The sequence below is a fragment of the Mesorhizobium sp. Arg314 genome (assembly GCF_053714275.1).
Window position 1 is genome coordinate 40,034 of the sequence record NZ_JBSKBP010000025.1, and the last position, 26,460, is coordinate 66,493.

At 58.5% G+C, this 26,460-nt stretch carries 20 protein-coding genes and 1 pseudogene; 16 read left to right on the forward strand and 5 right to left on the reverse strand.

The features are described from left to right. Positions 1-127: 127 nt before the first annotated feature. The 3 genes from nifW to ACWGS9_RS23400 form a co-directional block, all read right to left on the reverse strand. Entirely contained in the window at positions 128-511 is a 384-nt protein-coding gene (gene nifW, locus ACWGS9_RS23390; RefSeq protein WP_454507470.1) for a nitrogenase stabilizing/protective protein NifW, read from the reverse strand. 14 nt (positions 512-525) lie between these two features. Further along, positions 526-1,743, reverse strand: coding sequence for a cysteine desulfurase NifS (gene nifS / locus ACWGS9_RS23395; RefSeq protein ID WP_454507471.1), 1,218 nt, complete (start codon positions 1,741-1,743; stop codon positions 526-528). A 207-nt stretch (positions 1,744-1,950) separates the two neighbouring features. Next, complete coding sequence (locus ACWGS9_RS23400) at positions 1,951-2,271, reverse strand: iron-sulfur cluster assembly accessory protein (protein ID WP_454507472.1); 321 nt, start codon at positions 2,269-2,271, stop codon at positions 1,951-1,953. Between the two features lie 1,055 nt (positions 2,272-3,326). Between ACWGS9_RS23400 and ACWGS9_RS23405 the strand changes: the two genes are divergently transcribed. Together ACWGS9_RS23405 and ACWGS9_RS23410 are read left to right on the forward strand one after the other, a co-directional pair. Beyond that, complete coding sequence (locus tag ACWGS9_RS23405) at positions 3,327-5,060, forward strand: ABC transporter ATP-binding protein (RefSeq protein ID WP_454507473.1); 1,734 nt, start codon at positions 3,327-3,329, stop codon at positions 5,058-5,060. Continuing rightward, positions 5,060-6,964, forward strand: coding sequence for an ABC transporter ATP-binding protein (locus ACWGS9_RS23410; RefSeq protein WP_454507474.1), 1,905 nt, complete (start codon positions 5,060-5,062; stop codon positions 6,962-6,964). The genes ACWGS9_RS23405 and ACWGS9_RS23410 overlap by 1 nt, the downstream gene beginning before the upstream one ends. A gap of 192 nt (positions 6,965-7,156) precedes the next feature. Here the strand turns inward: ACWGS9_RS23410 and rpoN are convergent, their stop codons facing one another. Together rpoN and ACWGS9_RS23420 are read right to left on the reverse strand one after the other, a co-directional pair. Then, positions 7,157-8,581, reverse strand: coding sequence for an RNA polymerase factor sigma-54 (gene rpoN / locus ACWGS9_RS23415; protein WP_454507475.1), 1,425 nt, complete (start codon positions 8,579-8,581; stop codon positions 7,157-7,159). Continuing rightward, positions 8,578-9,117, reverse strand: a complete 540-nt coding sequence (locus ACWGS9_RS23420) for a peroxiredoxin (protein WP_454507511.1) — start codon at positions 9,115-9,117, stop codon at positions 8,578-8,580. The genes rpoN and ACWGS9_RS23420 overlap by 4 nt, the downstream gene beginning before the upstream one ends. A 951-nt stretch (positions 9,118-10,068) precedes the next feature. Between ACWGS9_RS23420 and ACWGS9_RS23425 the strand changes: the two genes are divergently transcribed. From ACWGS9_RS23425 to ACWGS9_RS23490, 14 genes and pseudogenes are all read left to right on the forward strand, one after another. After that, positions 10,069-10,800, forward strand: a complete 732-nt coding sequence (locus ACWGS9_RS23425; RefSeq protein ID WP_454507476.1) for a nitrogen fixation protein NifQ — start codon at positions 10,069-10,071, stop codon at positions 10,798-10,800. A gap of 287 nt (positions 10,801-11,087) precedes the next feature. Further along, positions 11,088-11,267 (forward strand): annotated as a pseudogene (locus ACWGS9_RS23430) (hypothetical protein). A 170-nt stretch (positions 11,268-11,437) separates the two neighbouring features. After that, positions 11,438-11,980: a nuclear transport factor 2 family protein gene (locus tag ACWGS9_RS23435; protein WP_454507512.1), complete on the forward strand. Its 543-nt coding sequence runs from the start codon at positions 11,438-11,440 to the stop codon at positions 11,978-11,980. Positions 11,981-13,069: 1,089 nt separating this feature from the next. Then, positions 13,070-14,152: an LLM class flavin-dependent oxidoreductase gene (locus tag ACWGS9_RS23440; RefSeq protein WP_454507477.1), complete on the forward strand. Its 1,083-nt coding sequence runs from the start codon at positions 13,070-13,072 to the stop codon at positions 14,150-14,152. Positions 14,153-15,144: 992 nt separating this feature from the next. Further along, positions 15,145-15,579: a pseudoazurin gene (locus ACWGS9_RS23445; RefSeq protein WP_454507478.1), complete on the forward strand. Its 435-nt coding sequence runs from the start codon at positions 15,145-15,147 to the stop codon at positions 15,577-15,579. A 582-nt stretch (positions 15,580-16,161) separates the two neighbouring features. Beyond that, positions 16,162-16,392 (forward strand): hypothetical protein, encoded by a 231-nt coding sequence (locus ACWGS9_RS23450; protein WP_454507479.1) that lies wholly within the window; start codon positions 16,162-16,164, stop codon positions 16,390-16,392. A gap of 1,011 nt (positions 16,393-17,403) precedes the next feature. Continuing rightward, positions 17,404-17,640 carry a hypothetical protein gene (locus ACWGS9_RS23455; RefSeq protein ID WP_454507480.1) on the forward strand — a complete coding sequence of 79 codons (237 nt, stop codon included), beginning with the start codon at positions 17,404-17,406 and terminating at the stop codon, positions 17,638-17,640. A 577-nt stretch (positions 17,641-18,217) separates the two neighbouring features. Continuing rightward, positions 18,218-19,111 carry a nitrogenase iron protein gene (gene nifH / locus ACWGS9_RS23460; protein ID WP_454507481.1) on the forward strand — a complete coding sequence of 298 codons (894 nt, stop codon included), beginning with the start codon at positions 18,218-18,220 and terminating at the stop codon, positions 19,109-19,111. A 92-nt stretch (positions 19,112-19,203) separates the two neighbouring features. After that, positions 19,204-20,706 carry a nitrogenase molybdenum-iron protein alpha chain gene (gene nifD, locus ACWGS9_RS23465; protein ID WP_454507482.1) on the forward strand — a complete coding sequence of 501 codons (1,503 nt, stop codon included), beginning with the start codon at positions 19,204-19,206 and terminating at the stop codon, positions 20,704-20,706. Positions 20,707-20,835: 129 nt separating this feature from the next. Further along, entirely contained in the window at positions 20,836-22,377 is a 1,542-nt protein-coding gene (nifK, locus tag ACWGS9_RS23470; protein ID WP_454507483.1) for a nitrogenase molybdenum-iron protein subunit beta, read from the forward strand. Positions 22,378-22,429: 52 nt separating this feature from the next. Continuing rightward, positions 22,430-23,920, forward strand: a complete 1,491-nt coding sequence (gene nifE / locus ACWGS9_RS23475; RefSeq protein ID WP_454507484.1) for a nitrogenase iron-molybdenum cofactor biosynthesis protein NifE — start codon at positions 22,430-22,432, stop codon at positions 23,918-23,920. Positions 23,921-23,928: 8 nt separating this feature from the next. Continuing rightward, positions 23,929-25,311 carry a nitrogenase iron-molybdenum cofactor biosynthesis protein NifN gene (gene nifN, locus ACWGS9_RS23480; protein WP_454507485.1) on the forward strand — a complete coding sequence of 461 codons (1,383 nt, stop codon included), beginning with the start codon at positions 23,929-23,931 and terminating at the stop codon, positions 25,309-25,311. After that, positions 25,277-25,774, forward strand: a complete 498-nt coding sequence (gene nifX / locus ACWGS9_RS23485) for a nitrogen fixation protein NifX (protein WP_454507486.1) — start codon at positions 25,277-25,279, stop codon at positions 25,772-25,774. The genes nifN and nifX overlap by 35 nt, the downstream gene beginning before the upstream one ends. Positions 25,775-25,788: 14 nt before the next feature. Then, entirely contained in the window at positions 25,789-26,268 is a 480-nt protein-coding gene (locus ACWGS9_RS23490) for a NifX-associated nitrogen fixation protein (RefSeq protein WP_454507487.1), read from the forward strand. The last annotated feature ends 192 nt before the right edge of the window (positions 26,269-26,460 follow it).

Consider the following 26,460-nt stretch of genomic DNA (forward strand, 5'->3'; position numbering starts at 1 on the left):
CGCTTGATCTGCTTGCAAGCACCCTTCGTGCCAACCGTTAGCATTGGCCCGATTCCTTTGAGACGCGGCCTTTGCTTCTGAGGCGTCGCCGGATTTGTCGGCTTCACGACATTGTCGTGTGACGCGTTCACTCCTTTCCGAACGGCTTCAGAATGGAATCGAACGGGACGAAGGCGCGGTCCGGCTTGGCGGGACGATTGGGGTCGTGGTCTTTGAGCACCTTAAAGACCCGGTGGCTGAGCGGCAAGGAAGTGGCGAAGTCGTCATAGGCGCGTTCCAGCGTGGCGCGCGCGCGGGCAGCGATCACCTCGTCGGTAAGGTCGGAAAAATCCTCTTCGGCGAGATATTGGCCCATGCGCTTCATGATGTGGAGCCGCGAGACGTTGAGCACTTTCGGATCATAGGAAACGCCAAGGACCATGAAGAACTCCTCCGCCGCAGACAAGCATTTCAGCCGCTGGAGAATGTCGGTGACGTTGATGATTGGCCTTTCGGCTGAACAGTGGCTCATTGCAATCTCCCTGGTCAGTGATGATGGTGTATCGGGGCTTTTTGCTTCCAAATTTTATATTCCATCGCCGTGTCCGTTACAGCTCGCGAAGGGTCACGCAGCTTCGCCACCAGTGCGGGCACGACCTCGAGCACCCGGTCGATATCTTTCCCGCTGTTGTCGCGCGATAGGGAGAAACGGATTGCCCCTTGTGCCACGCTGTCGGCAATGTTCATTGCACTTAGGACATGGCTGAGTTCCAGCGAGCCGCAGGTGCAGGCGGAGCCAGAGGAACAGGCAATCCCTTCGCGATCGAGCAGATGCAGCAGGCCATCGGCCTCGATATTTTCGAAGGCGATGTTGGCCGTATTGGAGAGCCGCTCCAGCGGATCGCCGGTCGTGAAAGCGTCTGGAATCTGCTGGAGAAGTCCGCCCTCGAGGCGGTCGCGGAGAGACTTTATCCGCTTGTTCTCCTCATTCATGAATTTCATGGCAAGTTCGGCTGCCTTGCCAAGCCCGACTATGCCAGGCGTATTCTCGGTGCCGGCGCGCCTGTTGCGCTCCTGGTGCCCCCCCTTGATCAGCGAACGGAACTGTACGCTGCGCTTGACATAAAGCGCTCCGATCCCTTTGGGGCCGTGCAGCTTATGACCGGAGAGCGACAGCATGTCGATTGCTGTCGATTTCAGGTCCATCGGAAGCTTACCGACCGCCTGCACGGCGTCGGTATGGAAAAGGGCACCCACTTCCTTGGCCAACTCGGCAAGTGCGGGCGCAGGAAAAATCGTGCCGGTTTCGTGGTTTGCCCACATGATCGAGACGATTGCCACGTTCGGGGTGAGGGCGTCCTTGTAGGCGTAAACGTCGAGCCGGCCATGGCGATCCACCGGGATCTTGTGCACCTTGACGTCGCGCGTCTTCTCAAGATCGGCACACAGCGTCAGCACGGCCGGATGTTCGACCGCAGAGGTCACGATCTCCGTGCGGTGAGGCATCACCTCCAGCGCCGAAAGGATCGCCGCATTGTCGCTTTCGGTTCCGCCCGATGTGAAGGTGATCTCATCCTCGAATTGCGCGCCGATCAGCGCTTGCACCCGCTGGCGCGCCTTTTTCACGGCCACGCCCACGTCAGCGCCAAATCCGTGCTTTGACGAAGGATTGCCAAACTGATCCATAAAGAGTGGCCGCATCGCTTCAAAGACTTCAGGATCCACTTGTGTCGTTGCGTTGTTGTCGAGATAGATCGCCCTCATGACGCTCTCCTTAGCTGACCGAAAATGCGCCTAGGGCAAGCCCCGTCGGTCAACGAGTTTCTGCCCATGCGATGGTGAGGCAAGTGGATTGGCAGTCGTCCAGATGCCGATCTCCCCGGCGGCATTCGCGATCTCCAGAACGCCGGCGTACCTCGGATTGGAACTATTGCGCACCGCCTGGTCTCATGTCTTTCTTCACCCAGGCAATCAGCCAAAGGACTTCCCACAAGCGCATTTCTCCCGTGCGTTCGGATTATCGAAGACAAAGCCCGAAGATTCGAAGCTCGAGACGAAATCGACCGTCATACCGGCGACATGCGGTTGGGAGCTTACATCCACGAACACCCTGATGCCGTCTGCATCGATGACCGCATCGCCCTCGCGAGCGCCGCTTTCCAGGCCCATGAGATACTTCAGGCCCGCGCAGCCACCCCCCTCAACCTTGATGCGCAAGCCTTCAGCCGGTCCGCCAGCTTGGGAAAGCGCGCTCCTTACCGCGGCGACAGCATTTTCGGTGAGTGTGATCATGGGACGCCCTATCCTCAGTGCGCGATGCGTTCGCCAAGGTCGAAGCATGTATCGTGCCAGAAGAGAAACTCGTTTCTAACAACGGGATATTTTTAGGGCCGGTACGTCGCATGTCGGCAATCGCCGGCCGTCGGACAACGCGCAGCCCGGGTGGATGGCGTGGCAGGGCTCTTCCCCCGCTTCCGCCCCGAAATGCTAGGCAACAAACAACCCATTGTCGCCTTTGTCGAGCCCACAACACGGAGGCGTTCGGCCTGGCATTCACTTGGCTCCTCCAAGTCATTGAATAGCTTCCAGAACTGTTCTTTGAAGCGCTTTCGGCGCCATTGGCACGGCATTTGAAGCTCCCTCGTCGCCAGACGGCAGAAAAGTGGCCGTCATCCATATCAGCGGCGACATCCTAACGACGGAAGGACAGCAACATGTCAGGTCTGCCTCAGATCGCCATTCAACGGGCAACGTGGCAGCTATATCGGCCACCTCCCAAAACACGTTCGCCGCCACTGTCAATCTTCGACAAATGATCTTGATCGTCGGCGGCGACCCCGTCGCCGACTCATCGGCACACCACCGCTTCTGTGCTTCGACGTTTATCGATGCCGACGAGGCGTCTACGACGGAGCCAGCTGGCCTTCGTGCCGAGCTGCTCCGCAGTCTCCCTGCGTTGTTCCCGTCAGTCTTCGCCCTGGAAAAGGTGACCGACTCCGAGCCCGATTTGGATGCCAGCGCATGCCCGCCCGGCGACGCATGTGCTTGGTGGCAATCCCACGGAGTGCGTCGCGGAGAACCATCCCTCGAAGGACTTGGCGTCTTTCACGCCGAGCTCCGTTTGCTTGCTCACAAGCCAAAATCTAACGACCGGGAACATCGCGACAATGGAAAGGCAACCTTGGGTAATAGTCCTCCAGCAAGTGCTTGTCCCGGTGAACCGCCCAACGAGCTCGCCAAGGCTAAGAAAAACAGATCGCAGCGCAACCGATGCGAGGAATCCGCTTGCGCATGTGGAGGCGGCGGGCCGGGGCCAAGGCCTGAGCACACTCGCGCGCATCACATACATGAATTTGCGGCACCCGTGGCAGGTTACTTTGGCCATTGGATCGGCTTTCATCGCTGCAAGCCTCCAGTTGCTTATTCCTTTACTGATCGGTGGGGCCATTGACCAGGTCCGGGCAGCCAACGAACAACAGCTTTGGACATCGGCTCTCCTGCTGCTCGCCGTCAGTGGGCTGCGCGGCCTTTTCACCTTGGCGCAAAACTACTTTGCCGAATCGGTCGGGCATCACGTCGCCTATGCGCTGCGGCTCGCCTGCTACGAGAAGATCCAGCGCCTCAGCTTCTCCTTTCATGACCACGAGCATTCAGCCGATCTGATCACCGTCTGCATGCTCGATCTCGAAGGCGTGTACTGGTTTTTCTCTACAGCTCTGGTCCGGGCCGTCCTGCTGGCCACGCTAATCGGAATTGGCGCCTACCTTTTGCTCTCCAAAGATGTCGTGCTCGGTGTCCTGGCGCTCAGCTTTGTTCCGTTCGTCGGATGGCGCTCATCGCGCACGCAGCTCAAGCTGCGCGTCGCCTGGTTCGAACTGCAAGGCCGTCTCTCTCTTCTGAGCCGCGTCATGGAGGAAAATCTCTCCGGCATTCGCGTTGTCCGCGCTTTTGCGGCGCAGGCCTATGAGATGCTGAAGTTCGAGCGTGCCTCAAAGAGCGCGCTCGCACTTGCCCAGAAGCGCGTTGGAATCCACGCGCGCAACACTTCGGCAATGACCTTCTCTTTCTTGTTTGCCATGGGGCTGGTCCTCTGGGTTGGCGGCAAAGAGGTCATCGCCGGTCAGATCAGCGTCGGAGACCTGACGACATTCCTGACATTCATGACCGTCCTGCAGATGCCGGTCCGCCAAATCGGGTTGATGGTCAATGCCTTCGCTCGCGCTTCGACCTGCGGTTCGCGCCTGTTTGGGTTCCTGGACTTGGATGTCACCATCAAGGATGCACCCCACGCTAGCCCCCTCGAGATCAGCGAAGGTACTGTACGTTTTGACGATGTTTCGTTCGCTTATCCTGGCGCAGAAAACCGCCAGATCCTGAGCAATATCAGCTTCCAGGCCCGCAGGGGCGAAACGATCGCTATCGTCGGTCCACCGGGTTCGGGCAAGTCGACCATGGCTCACCTGATCCCACGCTTCTACGACGTCACCGGCGGCACCATCACGCTTGATGGGCAAGACATCCGCAACGTCACCCTTTCCACGCTTCGCAGGGCGGTCGTGGTCGTGCAGCAAGATGCATTTCTGTTCACCACAACTGTGGAAAACAATATCGCTTATGGAGATCCCTGGGCCAACGAACCGCGGATCGCGCGTGCAAGCGAATCCGCCCAGCTTCACAACTTCATCCTCGGCCTACCCGAAGGCTACAAGTCGGTCGTTGGCGAACGTGGCGTCTCCCTATCGGGCGGCCAACGCCAGCGTCTCGCGATTGCCCGGGCGATGATGTTGCGCCCATCGGTCATTGTTTTTGACGACTCGACCGCGGCGATCGACGCCGCTACCGAACAGCGCATTCGCTCAGCCATGCGGCGCTCCGCCAAAGATCGCGTGACGATCATCATTGCCCACCGGCTGAGTTCAGTCATGCACGCCGATCAAATCCTTTTCGTTGAAAATGGCGAGATCGTGGAACGTGGCACTCATGAAGAGCTTTTGGCCAAGCGAGGGCGCTACAAGGCCCTTCACAATCTTCAAACGCGCCCAGGCAATGACGTGTTGAGCGTTGATGAAGGCGCGAACTGATGGTCCAGATCGTCGAAGGTGAAAGCGAACGCAACGATCTCCGCGACGACGATGCGCGTCCGCCGCTAGCTGTCGTCGGCTCGCCCCGTATTGAAGACGAGTTGTTCGGACAGGCCTTTGACAAGAACGTTGTCCGACGGATCTGGACGTTCGTCGAGCCTTACCGCAGCAAGGTGGTTATCGCGGTTGCCGCAGTACTGATCTGCGCCGGCGTGCAGCTTCTCATCCCGCTGATCATCCGTTACCCGATTGAGCACGCGAAGGGCTCCGAAGGCCTCGATCGCAATGACCTGCTTGCGGCTGCCGGCGCCTTTTTTCTCGCGATTTTGGTCAATTACGCTGCCAGCTACACGCAAGAGAGCGTGATCGGCAAAATGGTCGAGGTTGTGCTCTTCGATATTCGTCGCGCCATGTTCGGCCATCTACAGAAGGTTTCGCTTTCCTTTATGGACAAGACCGAGGTCGGCCGTTTGATGTCGCGACTGCACGGCGACGTCAGTGCAATCCAAGAATTCCTCCAAACCTCTGTGGTCTCGGTGGGCGATATCGCCCTTCTTTTCGGCATCGTGTGCGCCATGTTATGGCTGGACTTTTCCTTGGCGCTTCTTACGCTCTCGGTCTTGCCAGTCCTCTTCATCGTCCGCATTTTCTGGCTGCCGAGCGCTCGCAAGGCCTTCATGGCCGCGAATGAAACCAATTCGGCCGCCAATGGCGCTCTGGCCGAAGCCATTCATGGCGTGCGGGCCATCCAATCCATGGATCGCCAGCAGGTCAATTTTCTTCTCTATGACGACAAAGCCTACGCTAATCTCAAGATGCAACTGAGTGCTGCCAAATATGCCCAGGTCATGGTGCCGATTGTCGATAGCCTCACGGGCTTTGCTATGGCCGTCATTGTCGTCGGCGGTTCAAAGGTCCTGAATGGCCACATTGACGTGGGCGTGACGATAGCATTCTTGTTCTATATCCAGCGCTTCTTTGACCCAATCCGCTCGCTCACGTTACAGTATTCTATCATGCAACGCGCAATGGCGTCGGGCAAACGGCTGACAGAGGTGCTCGACGTAGAAATTGAGATTCGTGACAAACCCGACGCCAAGGCACTTTCGCCGCAGATGGACGGTTCGATCGAATTCAGGAATGTCACTTTCGGCTACGATCCCGAATATCCGGTGCTGAAAGATGTTTCCTTGAAGGTCAATCCCGGCGATACGGTCGCCCTGGTTGGCCCAACCGGCTCGGGCAAATCGAGCACAATGGCGCTCGTTCACCGCTTCTACGATGTCCAGCGCGGCCAGGTGCTGGTCGGCGGACATGATGTGCGCGATCTGACCCAGGAATCGCTCGGCCGGCAGATCGCCATGGTCCTCCAGGAGCCGTTCCTCTTCACGGGGACGGTCTTCGAAAACATCCGCTACCATAGGACGGATGCGACGCGCGAAGAGGCGATCGAAGCCGCCAAGGCCGTTGGCGCCCACGACTTCATCATGAGCCTGGACGGCGGCTACGACGCCCCTTTGGGCGAGCGTGGCGGCAATCTCTCCCTCGGCCAACGCCAACTCATCAGTTTCGCTCGCGCTCTCGTGTCTGATGCCAGGATCCTTGTCCTCGACGAGGCCACCGCCAATATCGATAGCTACACGGAGATGCTGATCCAGAAGGCTCTGACAAAACTTCTTGAAGGTCGCACTGGCATGGTGATTGCCCACCGTCTTGCCACGATCCGCGGTGCCGACCACATCGTCGTGCTGCAGAACGGACAAGTGATCGAAACCGGTAACCACGATCAGCTGATGGCCATGGGCGGATTGTACTTCAAACTCTACAACCTGAATTATGCCTCGTTCGACGACCTTCCCGAGGAGCAACTCGATATCACGGCGCAGGGCGCGCACCAGACCTGATCCGCGGCGGGGCAACTGTTCACGGGACTGCCAGGAATTGGTTTCAGCACCTGGCGAGCGAGTGCCGCGCGCCAGGGACGGAGCGACGCGAGTCGGGCAAACGCCAAAGCCACACTGTCACGATCAAGAACACTATCGATTTGGATCAAGAAGCTTTTGTCAGTGGAACGATGAGCGAAGGTTTGATCGCCATCAAAGCCACCCGACCTTCTTCCGGCGCCGTTGCACGGAGGAAGGGATGTTCATTGCTTCACGATATTTTGTGACAGTGCGGCGAGCAAGGTCGATGCCGTTTTTCCTGAGCCGGATGGCAATGTCCTCATCGGAAAGTACGGCAGCCTCTGCGTCGATCATCTCCTTGATCTGATGGCGAACGGCTTCGGCGGAGTGGGCGTCGCCGCCTTGGGAGGAGCTGATGGCGACGGTGAAAAAATACTTCAGTTCGAACACGCCACGCGAAGTAAGCATGTATTTGTTCGACGTCACCCGGCTTACGGTCGACTCATGCATATTGATCGCGTCGGCGACGGTTCTGAGATTGAGAGGCCGCAGATGGGCCACCCCATGTCTCAAAAAGGCATCCTGCTGGTGGACGATTTCAGCTGCCACTTTGAGGACTGTCTTGGCGCGCTGATCGAGGCTGCGGACGAGCCAATTCGCGTTGTCCAGGCATTCGTTTAGGAACGCCTGATCCTTTGGATTTTGCATGAGCCGCGAGACCTCGACGAAATAGCTTTCGTTGACCAACACCTTGGGCAGCGTGTCCGGATCAAGCTCGACATTCCATCCCCCTTCGCGCGATGGCAGGACCCAGACGTCGGGAACGATGGATTCCGGCCCCCCTGATTGGAACCGGTTACCAGGCTTGGGATCGAGCGCACGCAGTTCGCGCAACATGTCGTGCAAGTCCTCATCATCGACCCCGCAACACCGCTTCAATGCCTTCACGTTGTGAACAGCAACCAACTCGAGATTGGCCACCATAGCTGCCATCGCCGGGTCGAACCGGTCTTTCTGACGAAACTGTATTTCAAGGCACTCGCGGAGGTCTCGTGCAAATATCCCAGGTGGGTCAAAAAGCTGCAAGGTTGCGAGAACCGTTTCCGCAACAGCCACTGGGACATTAAAAATCTCCGCTAGCTCTAAAAGGTCCACTCGAAGATAGCCGGCGTCGTCCAGATGACTGGCAAGTGCGCCGGCAATCACGCGCTCCCGTGGGTTGAATGCCGTGAGGGCGATCTGACAAGCGACATGTTCGTGCAGTGTTTCAGGATTGGCCCCAACCTTCTCTGGAGTAAGGTCTTCCGGAGGCGCGCCAGCGGTTGTGTCGCGCTTTGATTTCTGTTGCCTGAGCCGCTCCGACGGCTCGGCCCTAATAGGCCCATCAACCTGGTTTTCGCGTTCGCCGCCGGGCCGATCCTCTTGTGGATTCGGCGAGACATCACCACCAGGCTCATTGTCGTTTGAACTCAGCTCCAAAAAGGGGTTCTTCTCGACTTCCCGCTCCACGAATTGTCGCAGGTCCATATGCGACAGTTGCAGCAAGCGAATCGACTCAATGAGTTGAGGTGTCAGAGATTGCTTCTGGCTCAGAAGCAGGCTTGCTGAGGGCTTCATGATTGCCGCCCGCCCCTCAGGGTTTTAAGAATGTTCTGCGGCGACGAGATGCCATAGGGGTCGGTCTCGCAGTTGTCGGAGAAACCGTCCTCCTCAAACCATTGCTCCACCACACCATCGTTGAGCACGGCGGCGTAACGCCAGGAGCGCATGCCGAAGCCGACATTGTCCTTGGCAACCAGCATACCCATCTTGCGCGTGAACTCACCCGAGCCGTCTGGGATGAGCTTGACCTTCTGCAGCCCCAAGGTCTTGCCCCACGCATTCATAACGTAAGCGTCGTTGACGGAGACGCAGTAGATCGCCTCAATTCCTTCTTTCTTGAACTCATCATAGAGCTCTTCAAAATCCGGCAGTTGGTAGGTCGAGCAAGTCGGCGTGAAGGCCCCAGGCAGCGAGAAAAGGATGACGCGCTTGCCTCTGAAATAATCGTCGGATGGGCGGTCATCCCAACGGAATGGATTTGGCCCACCAATAGAGTCGTCGCGAATACGCGTGCGAAAGGTAACCAATGGGATCTTGTTTTTCACGGTCATAAAGTCGCTCCTCTCGAAGGAAAACTGGCGCAGTGCTTCTTTGTGATGCCGACGCAATATCGCGCGCTGGCCGGTATGATTGAGGCGATCCCCTGCCAGCCGTCTGCCGGGAACGTGACGGTTCCGGTCTTCGGCATTCGAGGCCATTGATTTGAGTGACGTGGGCTCTCTGGCACGCCTTCTGCGGCCATGCCGCTGAAAAGGATATCGATGACGAAATGCTTGTCCTCGGGCAAAAGGTGCCAGTGCGATCACGTCCGCATGTGTGTCGCGACTGAGATAGGAATATCCATCGAAATCAACGATCTCCCGACCAGCATGGTTGCCACGCCCGAGATGGATCGTGCGGCCAACTATCGTGCGGCCGCAAACGTGCGCCAATCTCTGAGTCCGCCGGAAATTTGTTGCCTCACGGTCGATAACGGTATTGGCGCGCAAAGTGCGCCCCAACGGTAGCGGCATACCCAAAGGCGCAGCATCGAAGCCGCATCGACATTGCCATTCCCATTGCAACAAGGCTCATCTCCTTGGTCGGCGGAGCGCTCGCGGATCTCCACGCATGGATCGTGCCAAAGGAGAAATCGTTGCTAAACAAGGTGGCCGGTTCTAGTCTGCGATGTCGCGTGTCGGACATCGAACATTGCCAAGAGCGGTCGCATGGCTTTGGGCCAATTTCGCGGCGCTGAGGAGAGCCCTGCCTACCGTTCCTGAGGGTCGCTGAAACGTCAACCCACGTTGTCGGGTTTGTCGGGCCGGGAGAAGTAGTGTAGCCCGCGTTCTTGCTGCGGCTCCCACTAAACCGCTGAATAGCAACACGAAATGCTACTCGTTGTGTAGTCGGCGGCGCAGTTGGCACGGCATTTGGATCACCGCACCACGAGAGCCACGACACTGCTGGTAGGCTTTCAAATTCGCAGCTGAGATCGCGATCCAGGCTAGGAAGCAAGCAAAATGTCACGGCAGTCTGAGGAAGGCAGTATCGGGAAAACGGGCATTACCCGCCCAGCCCGAAAGCCTTATCGGCCTGATCGGCTTCCACCCGAACAGTCGCCCGGCACCGGTCCAAGGCCCTCGATTGATCTGGCGGTAAGGTTCGACCAACATGTGCTTGCCTGTGTCCTCTCAAGAGCGCTCGAGGAGATCGGCGGCGGGAAGGCGACTGCGACAGAGGCAACCGGCCTTTCGCGTGCCGATCTGCGTGATGTCCTGACGGAACGGTTCCCGCATATCCCTATCAGCGCCTTCGTCTTGGAAGAGGCGGCCGACCGCGAGCCGGAGATGGAGGAACAACTGCTGCGCGACCTGCTGCTGGCCCAGGCCCGGCCGGAAGACCCGGCCAGCGCCCGGTTTGCCAAAATCATCGCTCGGCGCGCCATGCGCGATGACCATCTCTGGCAGGATCTTGGCCTTTTTAACAGGGCCGAACTCAGCCGGTTGCTGGCTGCGCATTTCCCCACACTGGCAGCCGGCAATACCAAGAAAATGAAATGGAAGAAGTATCTTTACCGCATGCTCTGCGAGGGTGAAGGTTTTTCAATATGTACCGCGCCCAGTTGCCGCCAATGCAGTGATTTCGAAAGCTGCTTTGGCTCGGAGGAAGACGAAAGCTGCCTTGCGCGGATCAGGAACGACATCGATCTATTGAGCCGCTTTCGTCAGCGGCACGAGGTGGCCAGCGCTTGATCCAGCGGCGTTGCTGCGGAGGCACGTGCATCGCTCCGCGGTCTGTTGTGACAGCGCCCTGACCGCAAGGAGGCATCAGATGACCAAAATCCAAGTTGCCAGCAATCCGTTCGAGATCATGTCCCGCCCGTGCTCACATCTTGCCCCGGCCCAAGATTGTCATTGGCCTGGAGAAGTGGCTGGCGCTCATCCCGGCATTCCGGATCAAGGAAGGTGCCGCGCCCATCGGTCATGTGTTTGGGAGCGAAAATCTAATGCTGGACTGGTGCTGACCAACGCCGTTCGAGTTGGGGAACAAATGTGGAGCTGGTGCCGCGCGCATCTTGGTCCACGATGCCAAATGTCAGGGTCACGCGCGTCCTGCCCGGTGACATCGTGGTGGCGGGGGAGGGCAACTGCTGGCGGCACGAGGCGCACGATCCTGCCCCGAGCGTGCGCTGGAAATCGATGGCGCGGCCGCGGCTTGAAACGGTGACTGCTTTTCGTCGAGTGTCGCGCGGCTTGTCCGCAGCGAGCAGTTCCCCCCAAGACGCTCAACAGCCGAGCGAGAGTGGGTCTACCGCCGAACAAGGAACCGTTGATGCGCAACTGAATGCGCGAAAACGCCACTTCCAATCTCAGAACTTGGGACAAAGCGATGGGTTATGCAAAAGTTATCGAACTGCTCGACCGGGAGGCCATCCGCGACTGCCTTTATCGGTACTGCCGCGGAATAGACCGCGCCGACGAGGCGGCACTGCGCAGCGCGTACTGGCCCGATGCGCGTGACAATCATGGTGTCTATTCAGGCTCGGCCGAGGGCTTCATCCATTTTGCGCTGGATGTCTTCAAGACCCAACGGTCCTACATCCATCAAGTCACGAACATCCTGATCGATTTCATCAGCCCGGCTCAGGCCGCAGTGGAGAGCTATTTCACCGCACTGCAACGCGGACCCGACAAGGACGGCGAGATACGCCAGGAGCTCCTCTACGGCCGCTATTGCGATCTATTTCAGAAGCGGGAAGGAACCTGGCGGATTGCCGAACGGACGGTGGTCTACGATTGGCTGGAGGAGCAGATCCCACCGACGGGCTTCGAGCCACAGCGGTTCGGGCCGCGGCAGCCGGTCGGAGCACCGCATCCACACGACCCGGTCTATTCACTAGGCACGCGGCACAGCGGAGGCGAAAGACTATGACTATGCTGCAATGTGCCAACCCCCTGTCCCCGCGAAGGCCTGTCCGCCTGGCATGCAGCGGAGATGATGGTGACCAAGGGGACCTGGCCCACTTGGGACGGAAATGGACCCTCACTAGGACGTGCTGCTGTTTCGACGTGGATCCTTCCGCCGCCTGGCGCGGCCGGGTGGCAGAGAAGTTCTGATGAAGCAGCGGCAGGACGCTTCGTGATCAACGCAGGCGCTGCAGCCGGGATCGGCCCTGTCCTGGCCAATCCCTTGTCGCGGATGGAGACGTCGTCGTTGCAGTGGACCTTCCGGGTAGCGGGGGTGCTTGAGCTGGCCCGGTCTCGGCGGTTCGCATCTCGGCCTCGAGTACGATGTCGAAGCACAGTTCGCGCAGATCAATGTGCTCGTCAACCCCGCTTGGTTATTGGCCGCTTCGAGGTCCTCGTCAACAGTGCTGCTGTCGCCGACATGTCGGGGATCGAACAAGTTCCGGCACAGACCGCACACGTTCTTGATATCACTCTTACCGGCGCTTCACTTGCGCGCGTGAACCGATCGCCCGGCATGATACTCAATTTCGGATCCATCAACACCTTTCTGCCCTTTGCACCGCGCCATACCTATGGCGCATCCGAGGCGGGGTTGGAAATCCTGACTCGGGGTGCCTGGCGGCGGAACTCGTGGCATTCGCACGCCTGGCACCACTCAGTTGACGAAGCTCGGCAGGATCGACCCGAAAGCGATTAGCGGGCGCATCCCGATAGGCAGGATGGGACAGCGGGAGGAAGTCGCGGACGCAGCCGTCTTCCTGGCCTTCCCCGTCATCGTCAAAGGGCTCAGTTCTGTAAGTGGACGGCGGCTGGGCGTCGTGCGGCGATGCAGAATTCGTCAGCGAACCCGATCAGGAGTCAACCGAGGACGTGGCATGACCGCATCAGCTCCAACTCTTCCGGGCGCGGTTGCAATCACCGAACCGCAAGCGGATTACCGCAATGTGGGGACTGAGCCACCATCAAGAGAGGATCGACATCGCGGCTTACGCCGTCGACACACATCTCAGCATTCACCGATCAGCCAATCTGCGCGAAACAAGGAACCACCATGGAATTCGCGACATTTATCCTGGCCGCTCAACGCGGCTATCATCAATCGTCCAGCAGTGTGATCCGCAACTCCATCGAACAAGTGGTGATTTCGGAGCAGGCTCAATTCAACACCGCCTGGTTCGCCGAGCACCACTTCAACAACTATAGCCTGGTTCCGTCGCCCTTGATGATGGTGGCGCACTGCGCCGGCGTGACGAAGACCATTCGGCTCGGCACTGGCGTCTGCGTTCTACCGCTCTATCAGCCACAGCGCCTGCTCTCGGAGATAGGCTTCGCTGACGTCGTTTCCAACGGCCGCCTCGAGCTTGGCGTCGGCTCCGGGTATCAGCAGTTCGAGTTCGAGCGTTTTGGCGTTGATGTCGATGAGGCGCCGGCTGTATTTTCTGAATATTTGGGGATTCTGCTCAAGGGCCTCAACCAGAAGATCTTCGAGCACAATGGCCAGTTTGAGAAGATACCGCCGACCGCGATCTCGGTACGCACGCTTCAAAAGCCGACCCCGCCGATTTGGATCGCCGCCGGGTCCGCGCGCAGCGTTGGCCTTGCGTATCGTGAGGGACACAATCTTTTTGTCACCGCATTCCACAACGGCTTGGAGACTATAAGCATGCTGCGCGAAAGCATCGAGAAGGCGGCGGCTTCCGAGGCTAAGAGTGGCGCGCACGCCAAGATATCGCTGCTGCGCTGCTGCTATGCCAGCGACAACACCGCGGAGATCGACAGCTATCTCGACAACGCCCGATTCCAGCGCCGGCTCTCTGAAGCACTGCATCAGCGCCGCCAGCAGAGCCAGGACGGCTACCTGCTGCAAGAAACACCAACGCAGCAGGATCTGTCCTTCGAGATGATGCGCCAGAATTTGCCGATCGGCAGCGTGAATCGCGTCATCGATCGGCTACTGCAAGAGATAGACATCCTGAAACCGGACCAGATTGCGATTCAGACCCAATTGGGAGATTTCGACCATAAGACGATGCTGCGCCAGATCGATCTCTGGGGAGACAAAATCATCCCGGCGGTCAACAAGTCGCTTGGTCATGCCGTGGTGCCAAGTTCGCAACGGCCTAAATTGAATTAGATTGCATTGGCGGGGCGCTGTTCGGCGTCGGCGATCGTCACCGGAAGCTTGTCGATGGTGTCAGCGGTTGGTCCGGTTCGGTCCGGCGATGCCCTTTCAAACAGCATACCGACAAATGGTCCCAGCGCCTGGCCATCTGGACGCATGAATCGGCGACAGTCTTTGTCGTCGAGAGGCTCGCCGCTTGGCCACATGTGATGGCGTCGCTTCGTCAGGATGTCGGCAGCAATGGTCGTTTTTTTCTCGTCAATCCTGCCCGCCTGTAAGTCAAAACAGGTCGGGTGGTTTTGGTCAAAATTGAACCGAGAGCGAAATCGTTTGCATCAGAAGGCAATGACGTCTCAGGGCTCGTGAAAACAGAAGTTAGGTCACCACCTGAAGACAGGCCCTTCTATTGCTTTAGGTGGATGGTTTGCTTGTGAAAGCGAAATCGTTTGCGTCCGAAATCAACGACCACTCGGCATCTGCACCCACGCCACCAAACTGCGTCCGCCGAGATGTCTCCCCCGATGCGACCGATGATATTTGGGCCGGCGAGGTACTCCAGTGCTTCCTCCTGCAAGGGGGTGCACCGATCCTCGCTTTTTTGAGCGATGTTAGCAATCGCTCCACAGGAAAGAGAGAGCTTGCCGTCGGCCATACTGACCAAGCAGGAATTGGCGAAGTGGCGCCGCGATGGGCGGAGCGGCTGCGATAACTGCGCTTCTGCTCCGCTCCGCCTGGCCGGGAAGCCGCGCATAGGCTGGAAAGCTCTTTTTCGTCGAATGGCGAGGGCGCCATTTCGAACCAATGGCCATGGAGATGATATCACACGGACCGTCTGCCCCCCGAGGTATTCGATCCGTCCATTTTGTAGGGAATTCGACAAAACTAACGTTACCCGCTCACCGAGGCGTGAAGGAATTCAACAAGTACCGACTGCTGCGCCTTTGGCATGGCCCTTGCTTTTACAGCTGTGACATTACACGGCCACCCAACACGGAGCCCAATCCATGATCCGAAACGCCATACTCGCATTCTCGCTTTTGTTGTCGTCGGCTGCCTGTGCGGAAACGATCGAGATCAAGATGCTCAATCGTGGCGAGCACGGCTCGATGGTCTTCGAACCCGACTATGTCCAGCTCAAACCGGGGGACGAACTCCACTTCGTAGCCGCCAATAAGAGCCACAACGCCGCCTCGATCGAAGGCATGGTTCCGGAGGGCTATGCGGGGTTCAAGGGCAAGATCGACGAGGAGATTACGGCACGCTTCGACCAGCCCGGCTTCTATGGCATCAAGTGCTCCGTGCATTACGGCATGGGCATGGTGATGGTCGTCAAGGTGGGCGAACCCACGACGAGCGACGCCTTTCGCAACATCGCTGCGCCGCCGCTAGCGAAGAAGCGCTTCGCGGAAATCCTCGCGCGCGCCGGGATCCCTGGCTGATATGGAGGCCGCGAATCGTCAGCAACGGTCTCTATTGCTCTATGGCTACCGCCGGTAATTTAAAAACAGGTCGGGCGGCGTTAATCAAAAACTGAAAAGGAGAAGGAAATGAAGAAATACTCTCTGCTCGCTGTGACCGCGATTAGCTTGCTAAGTTCGTTTGTGACAGCGAATTCGTTTGCGTCGGAAGTCAATGGTGTCTCCGGGCCTGTGACAATATTTCCGGCACCACGGGAGGACTTAGCTGGTCCTTTCGAATGCTGGATAAGGTTCACGGAACACGGGCTCGGCGTATTTTGTCCTTGTCTCAATCCGACGGAGGATTAACGCTCCCTCCAGCGGAATAAGACCTTGCCATCGGCCGTCCTAATTTAGGCGGAAGTTGGCAATTGCGGCGAGATGGGCGGAGCGGCTGCATAACTGAGCATCTGCTCCGCTCAGCCTGGCCCGCCGCTTCCTCAGAATGCCGTCAGCAGCGGGTCCCTCTGCTCACCAACTGGTTCCCCGCCACCTGTTGCTCAAAGCTGCGGAGTGGCTTTGACACAATTTGCCGTTACCAAACTGATCAATGGGGAGCCAGAAATGAAGAAGTCCTTTCTGTGCGCTGTCACCGCGATTGGCTTGCTGGGTTTGTATGTGGCAGCGAAATCGTTTGTGTCCGTAGTTAATTACCCGGATCCGGTAACGGCTGCGGCAGCAAGCGTTGCCAGTCATAATGCCACCACCGAGCCAAAGGATGATGATGATTTAATACCTGACTACGAATTCATCTGCTGGTTCCTACCGCGATGGGTTTGCGGGAATTCTGCCTGAAGGCCAAATCGTCTGCGCCCGAAGCACCACTCGTCTCCAGTAACGCCGTAAACAAGCGATGACTGCGCTAGCGCCGTTGCAGCGCATGATCCTGCCCTGGAGGCCGGCGGCAGCGCCAAGTCGGACGCCGGCCTCTCGCGCCGCCCACTGACGGCTTTGGTAGAGGCGGTCCCTCACGACGACTGCATGGCAACTGGCCACAGGCGATCTTAAGGGGCACCGCACACGCTCGAGATCGTCACGGGTGATGGCGGATACGGGCGTGCACTATCTTGGCCATGGCCTGCTTCATTGCATGGCTGCGGTCAGCTTGTCGGCCTGTTGCCGCCCTTGCTCGCTTCTCGCAGCCAGCAGCATCACGTCGATCCGAGGCGATGCGTCCAATCAAACGCAATCGCAAACCAGTCTCAATCTTCGGCGCGATGTCGTCGCTTCGTCAGGATGTCGTCAGCAACGGTCTCTATTGCTCTATGGCTACCGCCGGTAAGTTAAAAACAGGTCGGGCGGCGTTAATCAAAAACTGAAAAGGAGAAGGAAATGAAGAAATACTCTCTGCTCGCTGTGACCGCGATTAGCTTGCTAAGTTCGTTTGTGACAGCGAATTCGTTTGCGTCAGAAGTCAATGGCGTCTCCGGGCCAGTAACAATATTTCCGTCACCACGGGAGGACCTAGCTGGTCCTTTCGAATGCTGGATAAGGTTCGGGGAACGCGGGCTCGGCGTATTTTGTCCTTGTCTCAATCCGACGGAGGATTAACCCTCCCTCCAGCGGAATAAGACCTTGCCATCGGCCGTCCTGATTTAGGCGGAAGTTGGCAATTGCGGCGAGATGGGCGGAGCGGCTGCATAACTGAGCATCTGCTCCGCTCAGCTTGGCCCGCCGCTTCCTCAGAATGCCGTCAGCAGCGGGTCCCTCTGCTCACCAATTGGTCCCCCGCCACCCGTTGCTCAAAGCTGCGGAGTGGCGTTGACACAATCTGCCGTCACCAAACTGATCAACGGGGAGCCAGAAATGAAGAAGTCCTTTCTGTGCGCTGTCACCGCGATTGGCTTGCTGGGTTTGCTCGTGAAAGCAAAATCGTTTGCGTCCGAAATCAACGACCACTCGGTTCCTGCACCCACGCCACCAAACTGCGTCCACCAAGATGTCTCCCCCGATGCGACCGATGATATTTGGGCCGGCGAAGTACTCAAGTGCTTCCTCCTGCAAGAGGGTGCACCGATCCTCGCTTTTTTTGAGCGATGTTAGCAATCGCTCCACAGGAAAGAGAGAGCTTGCCGTCGGCCATACTGACCAAGCAGGAATTGGCGAAGTGGCGCCGCCATGGGCGGAGCGGCTGCGATAACTGAGCATCTACTCCGCTCCGCCTGGCCACCGCTTCGTCAGAATGCCGTCAGCAGCGGTCCCCATGCTCGCCAATTGGTTCCCCGCCACCTGTTGCTCAAAGCCGGCGGAGTGGCTTTGACACAATGCCGTTGCCACACTGATCAATGGGGAGACGCCGCCTGACCGCTTTGGTAGAAGCGGTCGCCCCTCGCGATGGCTGATGAACGATGTCATGCACAGGCCCCTCCGGACGCTGTGTCACTGTCGACGTATGCCGATCAACACCTCTGTAGGCTTTGTCGGATCCACGACATCATGGATCCTTAATCGATCAGCCGTCTTGGACGAGGCTAAATGCTGGAAAACATTTATCAATTCTTGCGTCAGGTCGAACCGGACACGTTGGCACGGTTCTTGATCGTTTCTTGGCAGCGGCATGATCTGCCGACCGGTCATTCGTGGACTGGCTCCAATTGATGGAACGAAGGAAGGAAATTACATGTCGCGTTTGCGTCAGATCGCATTCTACGGAAAGGGGGGCATCGGGAAGTCTACCACCTCCCAAAACACGCTCGCTGCCCTAGTCGACCTCGGGCAGAGGATTCTCATTGTAGGCTGCGACCCTAAGGCCGACTCTACCCGCCTCATCCTAAACGCGAAAGCGCAAGACACCGTGCTCCACCTCGCCGCACAGGAAGGGTCCGTCGAAGATCTCGAGCTCCAAGACGTGCTGAAGATCGGTTACAAGGACATCAAGTGTGTCGAATCCGGTGGACCCGAGCCGGGCGTCGGTTGCGCGGGCCGCGGCGTCATTACCTCCATCAATTTCCTTGAGGAGAACGGCGCCTACGAAGACGTGGACTACGTCTCGTACGACGTGCTTGGTGACGTTGTGTGCGGCGGCTTCGCAATGCCTATCCGCGAGAATAAGGCGCAGGAAATTTACATCGTCATGTCCGGCGAGATGATGGCGCTATATGCCGCCAACAACATCGCTAAGGGCATTTTGAAATATGCCCATTCGGGAGGCGTACGTCTCGGCGGTCTGATCTGCAATGAGCGCCAGACCGACCGCGAACTCGATCTGGCCGAGGCTCTCGCGAAAAAGCTGAATTCCAAACTCATCCATTTCGTGCCGCGCGACAACATCGTCCAGCACGCCGAACTGCGCAAGATGACGGTGATCCAATATGCACCGGACTCCAAGCAGGCGGGGGAATACCGCGCGCTTGCCGAGAAAATCCACGCCAATGGCGGTCAGGGCACCGTCCCGACCCCGATCACCATGGAAGAGCTGGAAGACATGCTGCTCGATTTCGGCATCATGAAGACGGAGGAGCAGATGCTTGCCGAGCTTGCGGCAAAGGAAGCCACACCTGCGGCCGCTCAATAGTCCCACCCACGGCGCCGGGCATCCCGGCGCTTTCACCGAACGGGCGTCTAAAAACCAGGCGCCTGCCGAAGAACCTCAAAAAGGGCAGCTTTATGAGCCTTGACTCTCAAAATGACGGCGCCTTGCACACCAAGCTCATTGAGGAAGTGCTATCGCGATATCCAGACAAGACGGCAAAGCGGCGCAAGAAACACTTGGGCGTCGCTACCGGCGGCCAAGAGGTTGTAGGGGAGGCGGAACCCCTCTGTGAATGCGACGTCAAATCGAACATCAAGTCCATTCCCGGCGTGATGACAATCCGGGGCTGTGCCTACGCCGGCTCCAAAGGTGTGGTGTGGGGTCCGGTGAAGGACATGGTCCACGTCTCGCATGGGCCGGTCGGGTGTGGCCAATATTCCTGGTCGCAGCGCCGCAACTACTATGTCGGTACCACCAGCATCGACAGTTTCGTAACGATGCAGTTCACCTCCGATTTCCAGGAGAAGGATATCGTCTTCGGCGGCGATAAGAAGCTGGAAAAGATCATTGACGAGATCGAAGAGCTTTTCCCGCTGAACAAGGGCATTAGCATCCAGTCGGAATGCCCGATCGGGTTGATCGGCGACGACATCGAGGCAGTCTCGCGCAAGAAAGCCAAGCAGCACGAAAAGACCATCGTTCCCGTGCGCTGCGAGGGATTCCGCGGGGTCTCGCAGTCGCTCGGCCACCACATCGCCAATGATGCAATCCGCGACTGGGTCTTTGAGAAGAAGGAAGTTGAGTTCGAAGCAGGTCCTTACGATGTCAATGTCATCGGGGACTACAATATCGGCGGTGATGCCTGGGCGTCGCGTATCCTGCTCGAGGAGATGGGCCTGCGCGTGGTCGGCAACTGGTCGGGTGACGCTACGCTCGCCGAGATCGAGCGCGCGCCGAAAGCCAAGCTCAACCTCATCCATTGCTATCGATCCATGAACTACATTTGCCGACACATGGAAGAAAAGTATGGCATTGCCTGGATGGAGTACAATTTCTTCGGACCCTCCCAGATCGAAGCCTCGATGCGTAACATCGCCAAGCATTTCGGACCGGAGATCCAAGAGAAGACAGAGCACGTTATTGCCAAATATCGCCCGCTGGTGGAGTCTGTCATCGACAAGTACTGGCCGCGCCTGGAGGGCAGGACGGTGATGCTCTACGTTGGCGGGTTGCGCCCTCGGCACGTGATCTCCGCCTACGAAGACCTCGGCATGGAAATTGTCGGTACAGGATACGAATTCGGGCACAATGACGACTATCAGCGTACCGGCCATTACGTGAAAGAGGGCACACTGATCTATGACGACGTGACCGGTTACGAACTGGAGAAGTTCATCGAGGGGATCCGGCCCGATCTCGTTGGCTCCGGCATCAAGGAAAAGTACCCGGTCCAGAAGATGGGAATACCGTTCCGTCAAATGCACTCATGGGACTATTCCGGCCCCTATCATGGGTATGACGGCTTCGCCATCTTTGCCCGCGACATGGACTTGGCCATCAACAACCCAGTCTGGGACCTGTACGACGCGCCCTGGAAGCATAAACCAGCTCCGTCGGCGTCGATCGCAGCCGAATAAGAAGCTTGCTTCGCATCACCAGCGAGGCCTCGAACGCCTGCGGTCCATGATCCGCAGGAGACCCGAAACGTCTTGACGTCCCTGTGCCGCCCGGGTGGCGCGGCCAGATCAAAAAGAGGTACACACCCCATGCCGCAGTCGGCCGAAAAAGTTCTCGATCATGCTCCTCTGTTCCGTGAAGCGGAATACAGGCAGATGCTGGCCGCAAAGAAGCTGAATTTCGAATGTCCGCATCAGGATCAGATCGTTACGGACCAACGCGAATTCACCAAAACCTGGGAGTATCGGGACAAAAACCTCGCTCGCGAAGCGCTCGTCGTGAATCCGGCCAAGGCCTGCCAGCCACTTGGCGCCGTGTTCGCCGCCGCGGGCTTCGAACGCACAATGTCATTCGTCCACGGTAGCCAGGGATGTGTAGCCTATTACCGTTCGCACCTGTCGCGCCACTTCAAGGAACCGGCGTCCGCGGTCTCGTCCTCCATGACCGAAGACGCTGCGGTGTTTGGCGGCCTGAAGAACATGATCGACGGCCTCGCCAACACCTACAAACTCTACGACCCAAAGATGATCGCGGTGTCGACCACCTGCATGGCAGAGGTGATCGGCGACGATCTACATTCGTTTATCGAAAATGCCAGGCAGGAAGGCTCAGTCCCCCAGGACTTCGAAGTGCCCTATGCCCACACTCCTGCCTTCGTCGGCAGCCATGTCGACGGCTATGATGCTATGGTCAAGGGCGTATTGGAAAACTTCTGGGAGGGAAAGCAACGCTGCGAAATCGCTAACACCATAAACATCATTCCCGGTTTCGACGGTTTCTGCGTAGGCAACAATCGCGAGCTTAAGCGTCTGCTGGCATTGATGGGGGTGTCCTATACCTTCATCCAGGACGCCTCCGATCAGTATGACACGCCATCGGACGGCGAATTTCGCATGTACGATGGCGGCACCAAGATCGAGGATGTGAAAGCGGCACTGAACGCCGAGGCAACGCTGTCCCTACAACACTACAACACGCGCAAGACGCTGGAATATTGCCGGGAGGTCGGGCAGGCAACGGCCTCCTTCCACTACCCCATCGGGGTCGAGGCGACCGACGAGCTCCTGATGAGGGTGTCGGAGTTATCTGGCAAAGAAATCCCGGAGGCGATCCGCCTCGAGCGTGGCCGCCTGGTTGATGCGATGGCGGACAGCCAGTCATGGCTGCACGGAAAAAAATATGCGATCTATGGTGACCCGGACTTCGTCCACGCTATGGCCCGCTTCGTCATGGAGACCGGCGGCGAGCCGACCCACTGCTTGGCTACCAACGGTACCAGTGCCTGGGAAGCTGAGATGAAGAGGCTGCTCGCGGCCTCGTCCTTTGGCAAGCATGCCCAAGTCTGGGCGGGCAAGGACCTATGGGCGATGCGCTCTCTGCTCTTTACAGAACCGGTGGACCTGCTGATCGGCAATTCTTACGGCAAGTATCTGGAGCGCGACACGGGCACGCCGCTGATCCGACTGATGTTCCCGATCTTCGATCGCCATCATCACCACCGTTTCCCGCTCATAGGCTATCAGGGTGGGCTGCGCGTGCTGACGACGATCCTCGACAAGATCTTCGACAAGCTCGATCGCGAGACGATCGACACGGGTGTGACTGACTATTCCTTCGACCTGACCCGCTAAAGCAGCGGCCAGCCACCGGGGCTGGCCGCTATTCCGACGGAGACCGGCCGCAATGTTCTTGCCCTCTGCCAAACTACGGGATGTCTTCAGCGAGCCCGCTTGCGAGAAGAACCAGGCCAAGGATGCCAAAACGCGCAAAGTGGGCTGTTCCAAGCCGCTGACCCCTGGAGCCGCAGCCGGAGGCTGCGCCTTCGACGGTGCCAAGATCGCGTTGCAGCCCATCACGGACGTCGCGCATCTGATCCACGCGCCGCTCGCCTGCGAGGGCAATTCCTGGGACAATCGGGGCGCCACGTCATCGGGGTCAGCCCTGTGGCGCACGAGCTTCACGACCGATCTCACCGAACTTGACGTCGTAATGGGGCAGGGCGAGCGCAAGCTCTTCAATGCGATAAGCGAGATCAAGAAAGCTTATGCGCCTTCAGCGATCTTTGTCTATTCAACCTGCGTGACCGCGCTAATCGGCGATGACATCGACGCTGTGTGCAAGCATGCGGCGGCAAAGTTCGGCCTCCCGGTGGTGCCGATCAATGCGCCGGGCTTCGTCGGCTCTAAAAACCTCGGCAACAAGCTCGCCGGCGATGCATTGCTCGACAACGTCATCGGTTCTGCCGAGCCCGATGATGTCGGCCCCTGCGATATCAATATCATCGGCGAATTCAATCTCTCTGGGGAGTTCTGGCTGGTAAAGGCACTCCTTGATCGGCTCGGCATCCGCGTGCGCGCCTGCATTCCGGGCGATGCCCGCTACATCGACATCGCTTGCGCGCACCGCGCCCGCGTCGCGATGGTGGTGTGCTCGACCGCTCTCATCAGTCTCGCCCGCAAAATGGAGGAGCGGTGGGACATCCCGTTCTTCGAAGGTTCCTTCTATGGCATCACCGCCACCTCGCAAGCGCTTCGCAAGATCGCTGACCTGCTCGTCAGGAAGGGGGCCGATCCAGAGCTCGTTGACCGGACCGAGGCGCTGATTGAACAGGAGGAGTCGATTGCTTGGAAGAAGCTCGCCGCCTACCGCCCAAGGCTCGAAGGCAAGCGCGTGCTGCTCAACACTGGCGGTGTGAAGTCCTGGTCGCTCGTCGATGCACTGAGGGAGATTGGCATCGAGATCGTTGGAACCTCCGTTAAGAAATCAACCGCCGAAGACAAGGAGCGCATCACACAGATCCTAAAGGAAGAGAACCAGATCTTTGAGTCGATGGCACCTCGCGAGCTTTACGCCATGCTCTCCCAAAACAAGGTCGACATCATGCTGTCGGGCGGGCGCACCCAGTTTATCGCGCTTAAGGCAAAGACACCCTGGCTCGATATCAACCAGGAGCGTCATCACCCCTATGCCGGCTATGACGGCATGATTGAGCTCATCCGCCAGATCGACCTCGCCATTCACAACCCGATCTGGGGCCAAGTGCGGGAGCCGGCACCGTGGGATAGCCATCCTGCCGTGGAGAATGAAACGACGGGCACAACCAGCGCCCGCACGGCCGGCCCCACTCGTGCGAAATTCCCCGCCACCACGGCCAAGGCCGTCGGCCAGGGTTGAGTAAGCCGATGGCCAGCATCCTTCCCCAGACCAAATCGGCGGCGGTCAATCCGCTGAAGTCGTCGCAGCCATTGGGTGCCGCTTTGGCCTTTCTTGGAGTCGATGGTGCAATTCCACTGTTCCACGGCAGTCAAGGCTGCACCAGCTTCGCGGTGGTGCTCTTGGTGCGGCATTTCAAGGAAGCGGTTCCGTTGCAAACAACAGCGATGGACGAACTGGCGACGATCCTCGGAGGGGCGGGAAATCTCGAGGAGGCGATCCTTAACCTTAAGACCCGCGCCAAGCCAAAGCTTATCGGCGTCTGCACCACGGCGCTGGTAGAAACCCGTGGCGAAGATTTCGTCGGCGACATCACCAGCATCAAGCTGGAGCACGCTGAAGAACTCGCGGGTACGGAGATCATGCTGGCCCATACGCCGGATTTCGATGGCGCCATCGAAGAGGGCTGGGCCAGGGCTGTCACCGCAATGATCGAAGGCATCACACGGCCCGGCGAGCAGGTGCGGCAGTCCAAGAAGATCGCGGTCCTGCCCGGTTGGAACCTCACCGTGGCTGACATCGAGCATTTGCGCGAGATGGTGGAGAGCTTCGGCCTGCAGCCCGTGATCCTGCCAGACGTCTCCATTTCGCTCGACGGTACGGTGCCGGACCGCTGGATGCCCACCACCAATGGCGGAACCAGCGTCAAGGACATTCGCGAGCTTGGTTCAGCGGCGCATTGCATCGCCATAGGCGAGCACATGCGCTGCTCGGCGGACACGCTGCAGCGGCTGACGGGAGTGCCTTACACGCTGTTTCACTCCCTGACCGGATTGAAGGCCACCGATCGGCTTGTCTCGTTTCTTTCGGTGATTTCGGGCGCGGCGGTGCCAGCCAAGATACGCCGTCGTCGGGCCCAATTGCAGGATGCCTTGCTCGACGGACATTTCCATTTCAGCGGCAAGAAGATTGCGATCGCTGCCGAACCAGACCAGCTCTACCAACTGGCAACCTTTTTCGCCGGTATGGGCGCCGAAATTGCGGCGGCGGTCACCACGGCCGATCGGTCAAAGATTCTCGAGGAAATTCCAGCGCAATCGGTCCAGGTGGGCGACCTCGGAGATGTGGAAGCCCTTGCTGAGGGCTCTGACCTCCTTGTCACCCATTCCCACGGGCGCCAGGCGGCAGCGCGCCTAGGCATTCCGCTCATGCGCGTCGGCTTCCCGATCTTCGACCGCCTCGGCAGCCAGCACAAGCGCACAATCCTCTACCAAGGGACGCGCGACCTCATCTTCGAGGTCGCTAACGTCTTCCAGGCCAACCAGCATGCGCCAAGGCCTGAGACCCTTGATCCATTCCGCAACCGAGAAATGCCAGATGACCTCGCTTCGTCGCCTCTCGCTCGTCACTGACGAGGTTCACGCATTGCCGCCGAAAAGGCAAGCCGGCGCATTACGCGTGGCGATCGCCACACAAGACCTGAAACACCTTAATGCCCATTTCGGATCGGCCAAGCGCCTTGCCGTCTACGACGTGACGCCCGCCGAGTGGAATTTTGTGGAAGCAGTGGCGTTCGATGACGCTTCCGACGAGAGCGGAACCCATCGAACCGATGGAGATGACCACATCACCCCGAAAGTATCGGCATTGAAAGGCTGCCAGCTCCTGTTTTGTCTGGCGATCGGCGGACCGTCCGCAGCCAAGCTCGTAACGGCAAAAATCCATCCGATCAAAGTGCCGCACCCTGAACCTATCGCCGACGTACTTTCGCGAACCCAAGCAATGCTCAGGAACGGTCCTCCGCCTTGGCTGCGCAAGGTGTTGGCGGACGCAGGCGTTCCGCGAAAGAAACCGTCCTTCGACGACGAAGAGTGAAGGAGAATGCGAGAATGGCTGATGCGGCTGTCATCCCTGCTGTCAATGAGGACGAGGCGGCGCTTGCCACCCCTTTCCTCAAGTGTCTGGTGCGGCTGCTTCGCGCGCACGATTCCTACGGTTCATGGGAACGCAAACAGGACCCAGAGGTGCTGGCCGACTTCATTGTCACCAAGGAACAGCGTCGTGAAATCCCAATCATCGGCGATCCTGATCCGGATGTGCTGTGGAGGCTCGACGTTTACTTCGCCGCGGTTGGACTTGCGATCGAGGAGCGAGCCGGCCTGATTGCATCGCCCATGATGACAATCAGCCATGAGGGCTTTGGGCGCGTGCTTCTCACGGCCGGGCGATTGGTGGTTCTGTCGAAGACGCTGCGCGACGTCCACCGGTTCGGCTTCGAGACGTTTCGCAACCTTGCTGAGGCGGGTACGAAATTGGTCGATCAAGCGACCTCAGCCATCGAAACCTATCCCGACGCGGCCCGGGCGTGATGCTCCGTTCTTCGAGAAAAAGAGATCATATCAGAACCTTGAGGAGTGCAGACGAACCTCGGGAACTGCCGCCGCGCGCTGGATTCGCGATGAGGGAATTCCGGCGTGGGGCATCGGTCGTCTGCGCCAGCCCAGGCGGAGCCCGAGCTGGCCGGCTACTCTCCCGATGGCACGGCGGCAACAAATGCGGTG

What these genes read in the sequence shown, in the direction of transcription:
- nifW (WP_454507470.1), bottom strand. Translation starts at nt 511, where the DNA reads ATGAGCCACTGTTCAGCCGAAAGGCCAATCATCAACGTCACCGACATT.
- nifS (WP_454507471.1), bottom strand. Translation starts at nt 1,743, where the DNA reads ATGAGGGCGATCTATCTCGACAACAACGCAACGACACAAGTGGATCCT.
- ACWGS9_RS23400 (WP_454507472.1), bottom strand. Translation starts at nt 2,271, where the DNA reads ATGATCACACTCACCGAAAATGCTGTCGCCGCGGTAAGGAGCGCGCTT.
- ACWGS9_RS23405 (WP_454507473.1), top strand. Translation starts at nt 3,327, where the DNA reads ATGAATTTGCGGCACCCGTGGCAGGTTACTTTGGCCATTGGATCGGCT.
- ACWGS9_RS23410 (WP_454507474.1), top strand. Translation starts at nt 5,060, where the DNA reads ATGGTCCAGATCGTCGAAGGTGAAAGCGAACGCAACGATCTCCGCGAC.
- rpoN (WP_454507475.1), bottom strand. Translation starts at nt 8,581, where the DNA reads ATGAAGCCCTCAGCAAGCCTGCTTCTGAGCCAGAAGCAATCTCTGACA.
- ACWGS9_RS23420 (WP_454507511.1), bottom strand. Translation starts at nt 9,117, where the DNA reads ATGACCGTGAAAAACAAGATCCCATTGGTTACCTTTCGCACGCGTATT.
- ACWGS9_RS23425 (WP_454507476.1), top strand. Translation starts at nt 10,069, where the DNA reads ATGTCACGGCAGTCTGAGGAAGGCAGTATCGGGAAAACGGGCATTACC.
- ACWGS9_RS23435 (WP_454507512.1), top strand. Translation starts at nt 11,438, where the DNA reads ATGGGTTATGCAAAAGTTATCGAACTGCTCGACCGGGAGGCCATCCGC.
- ACWGS9_RS23440 (WP_454507477.1), top strand. Translation starts at nt 13,070, where the DNA reads ATGGAATTCGCGACATTTATCCTGGCCGCTCAACGCGGCTATCATCAA.
- ACWGS9_RS23445 (WP_454507478.1), top strand. Translation starts at nt 15,145, where the DNA reads ATGATCCGAAACGCCATACTCGCATTCTCGCTTTTGTTGTCGTCGGCT.
- ACWGS9_RS23450 (WP_454507479.1), top strand. Translation starts at nt 16,162, where the DNA reads ATGAAGAAGTCCTTTCTGTGCGCTGTCACCGCGATTGGCTTGCTGGGT.
- ACWGS9_RS23455 (WP_454507480.1), top strand. Translation starts at nt 17,404, where the DNA reads ATGAAGAAGTCCTTTCTGTGCGCTGTCACCGCGATTGGCTTGCTGGGT.
- nifH (WP_454507481.1), top strand. Translation starts at nt 18,218, where the DNA reads ATGTCGCGTTTGCGTCAGATCGCATTCTACGGAAAGGGGGGCATCGGG.
- nifD (WP_454507482.1), top strand. Translation starts at nt 19,204, where the DNA reads ATGAGCCTTGACTCTCAAAATGACGGCGCCTTGCACACCAAGCTCATT.
- nifK (WP_454507483.1), top strand. Translation starts at nt 20,836, where the DNA reads ATGCCGCAGTCGGCCGAAAAAGTTCTCGATCATGCTCCTCTGTTCCGT.
- nifE (WP_454507484.1), top strand. Translation starts at nt 22,430, where the DNA reads ATGTTCTTGCCCTCTGCCAAACTACGGGATGTCTTCAGCGAGCCCGCT.
- nifN (WP_454507485.1), top strand. Translation starts at nt 23,929, where the DNA reads ATGGCCAGCATCCTTCCCCAGACCAAATCGGCGGCGGTCAATCCGCTG.
- nifX (WP_454507486.1), top strand. Translation starts at nt 25,277, where the DNA reads ATGACCTCGCTTCGTCGCCTCTCGCTCGTCACTGACGAGGTTCACGCA.
- ACWGS9_RS23490 (WP_454507487.1), top strand. Translation starts at nt 25,789, where the DNA reads ATGGCTGATGCGGCTGTCATCCCTGCTGTCAATGAGGACGAGGCGGCG.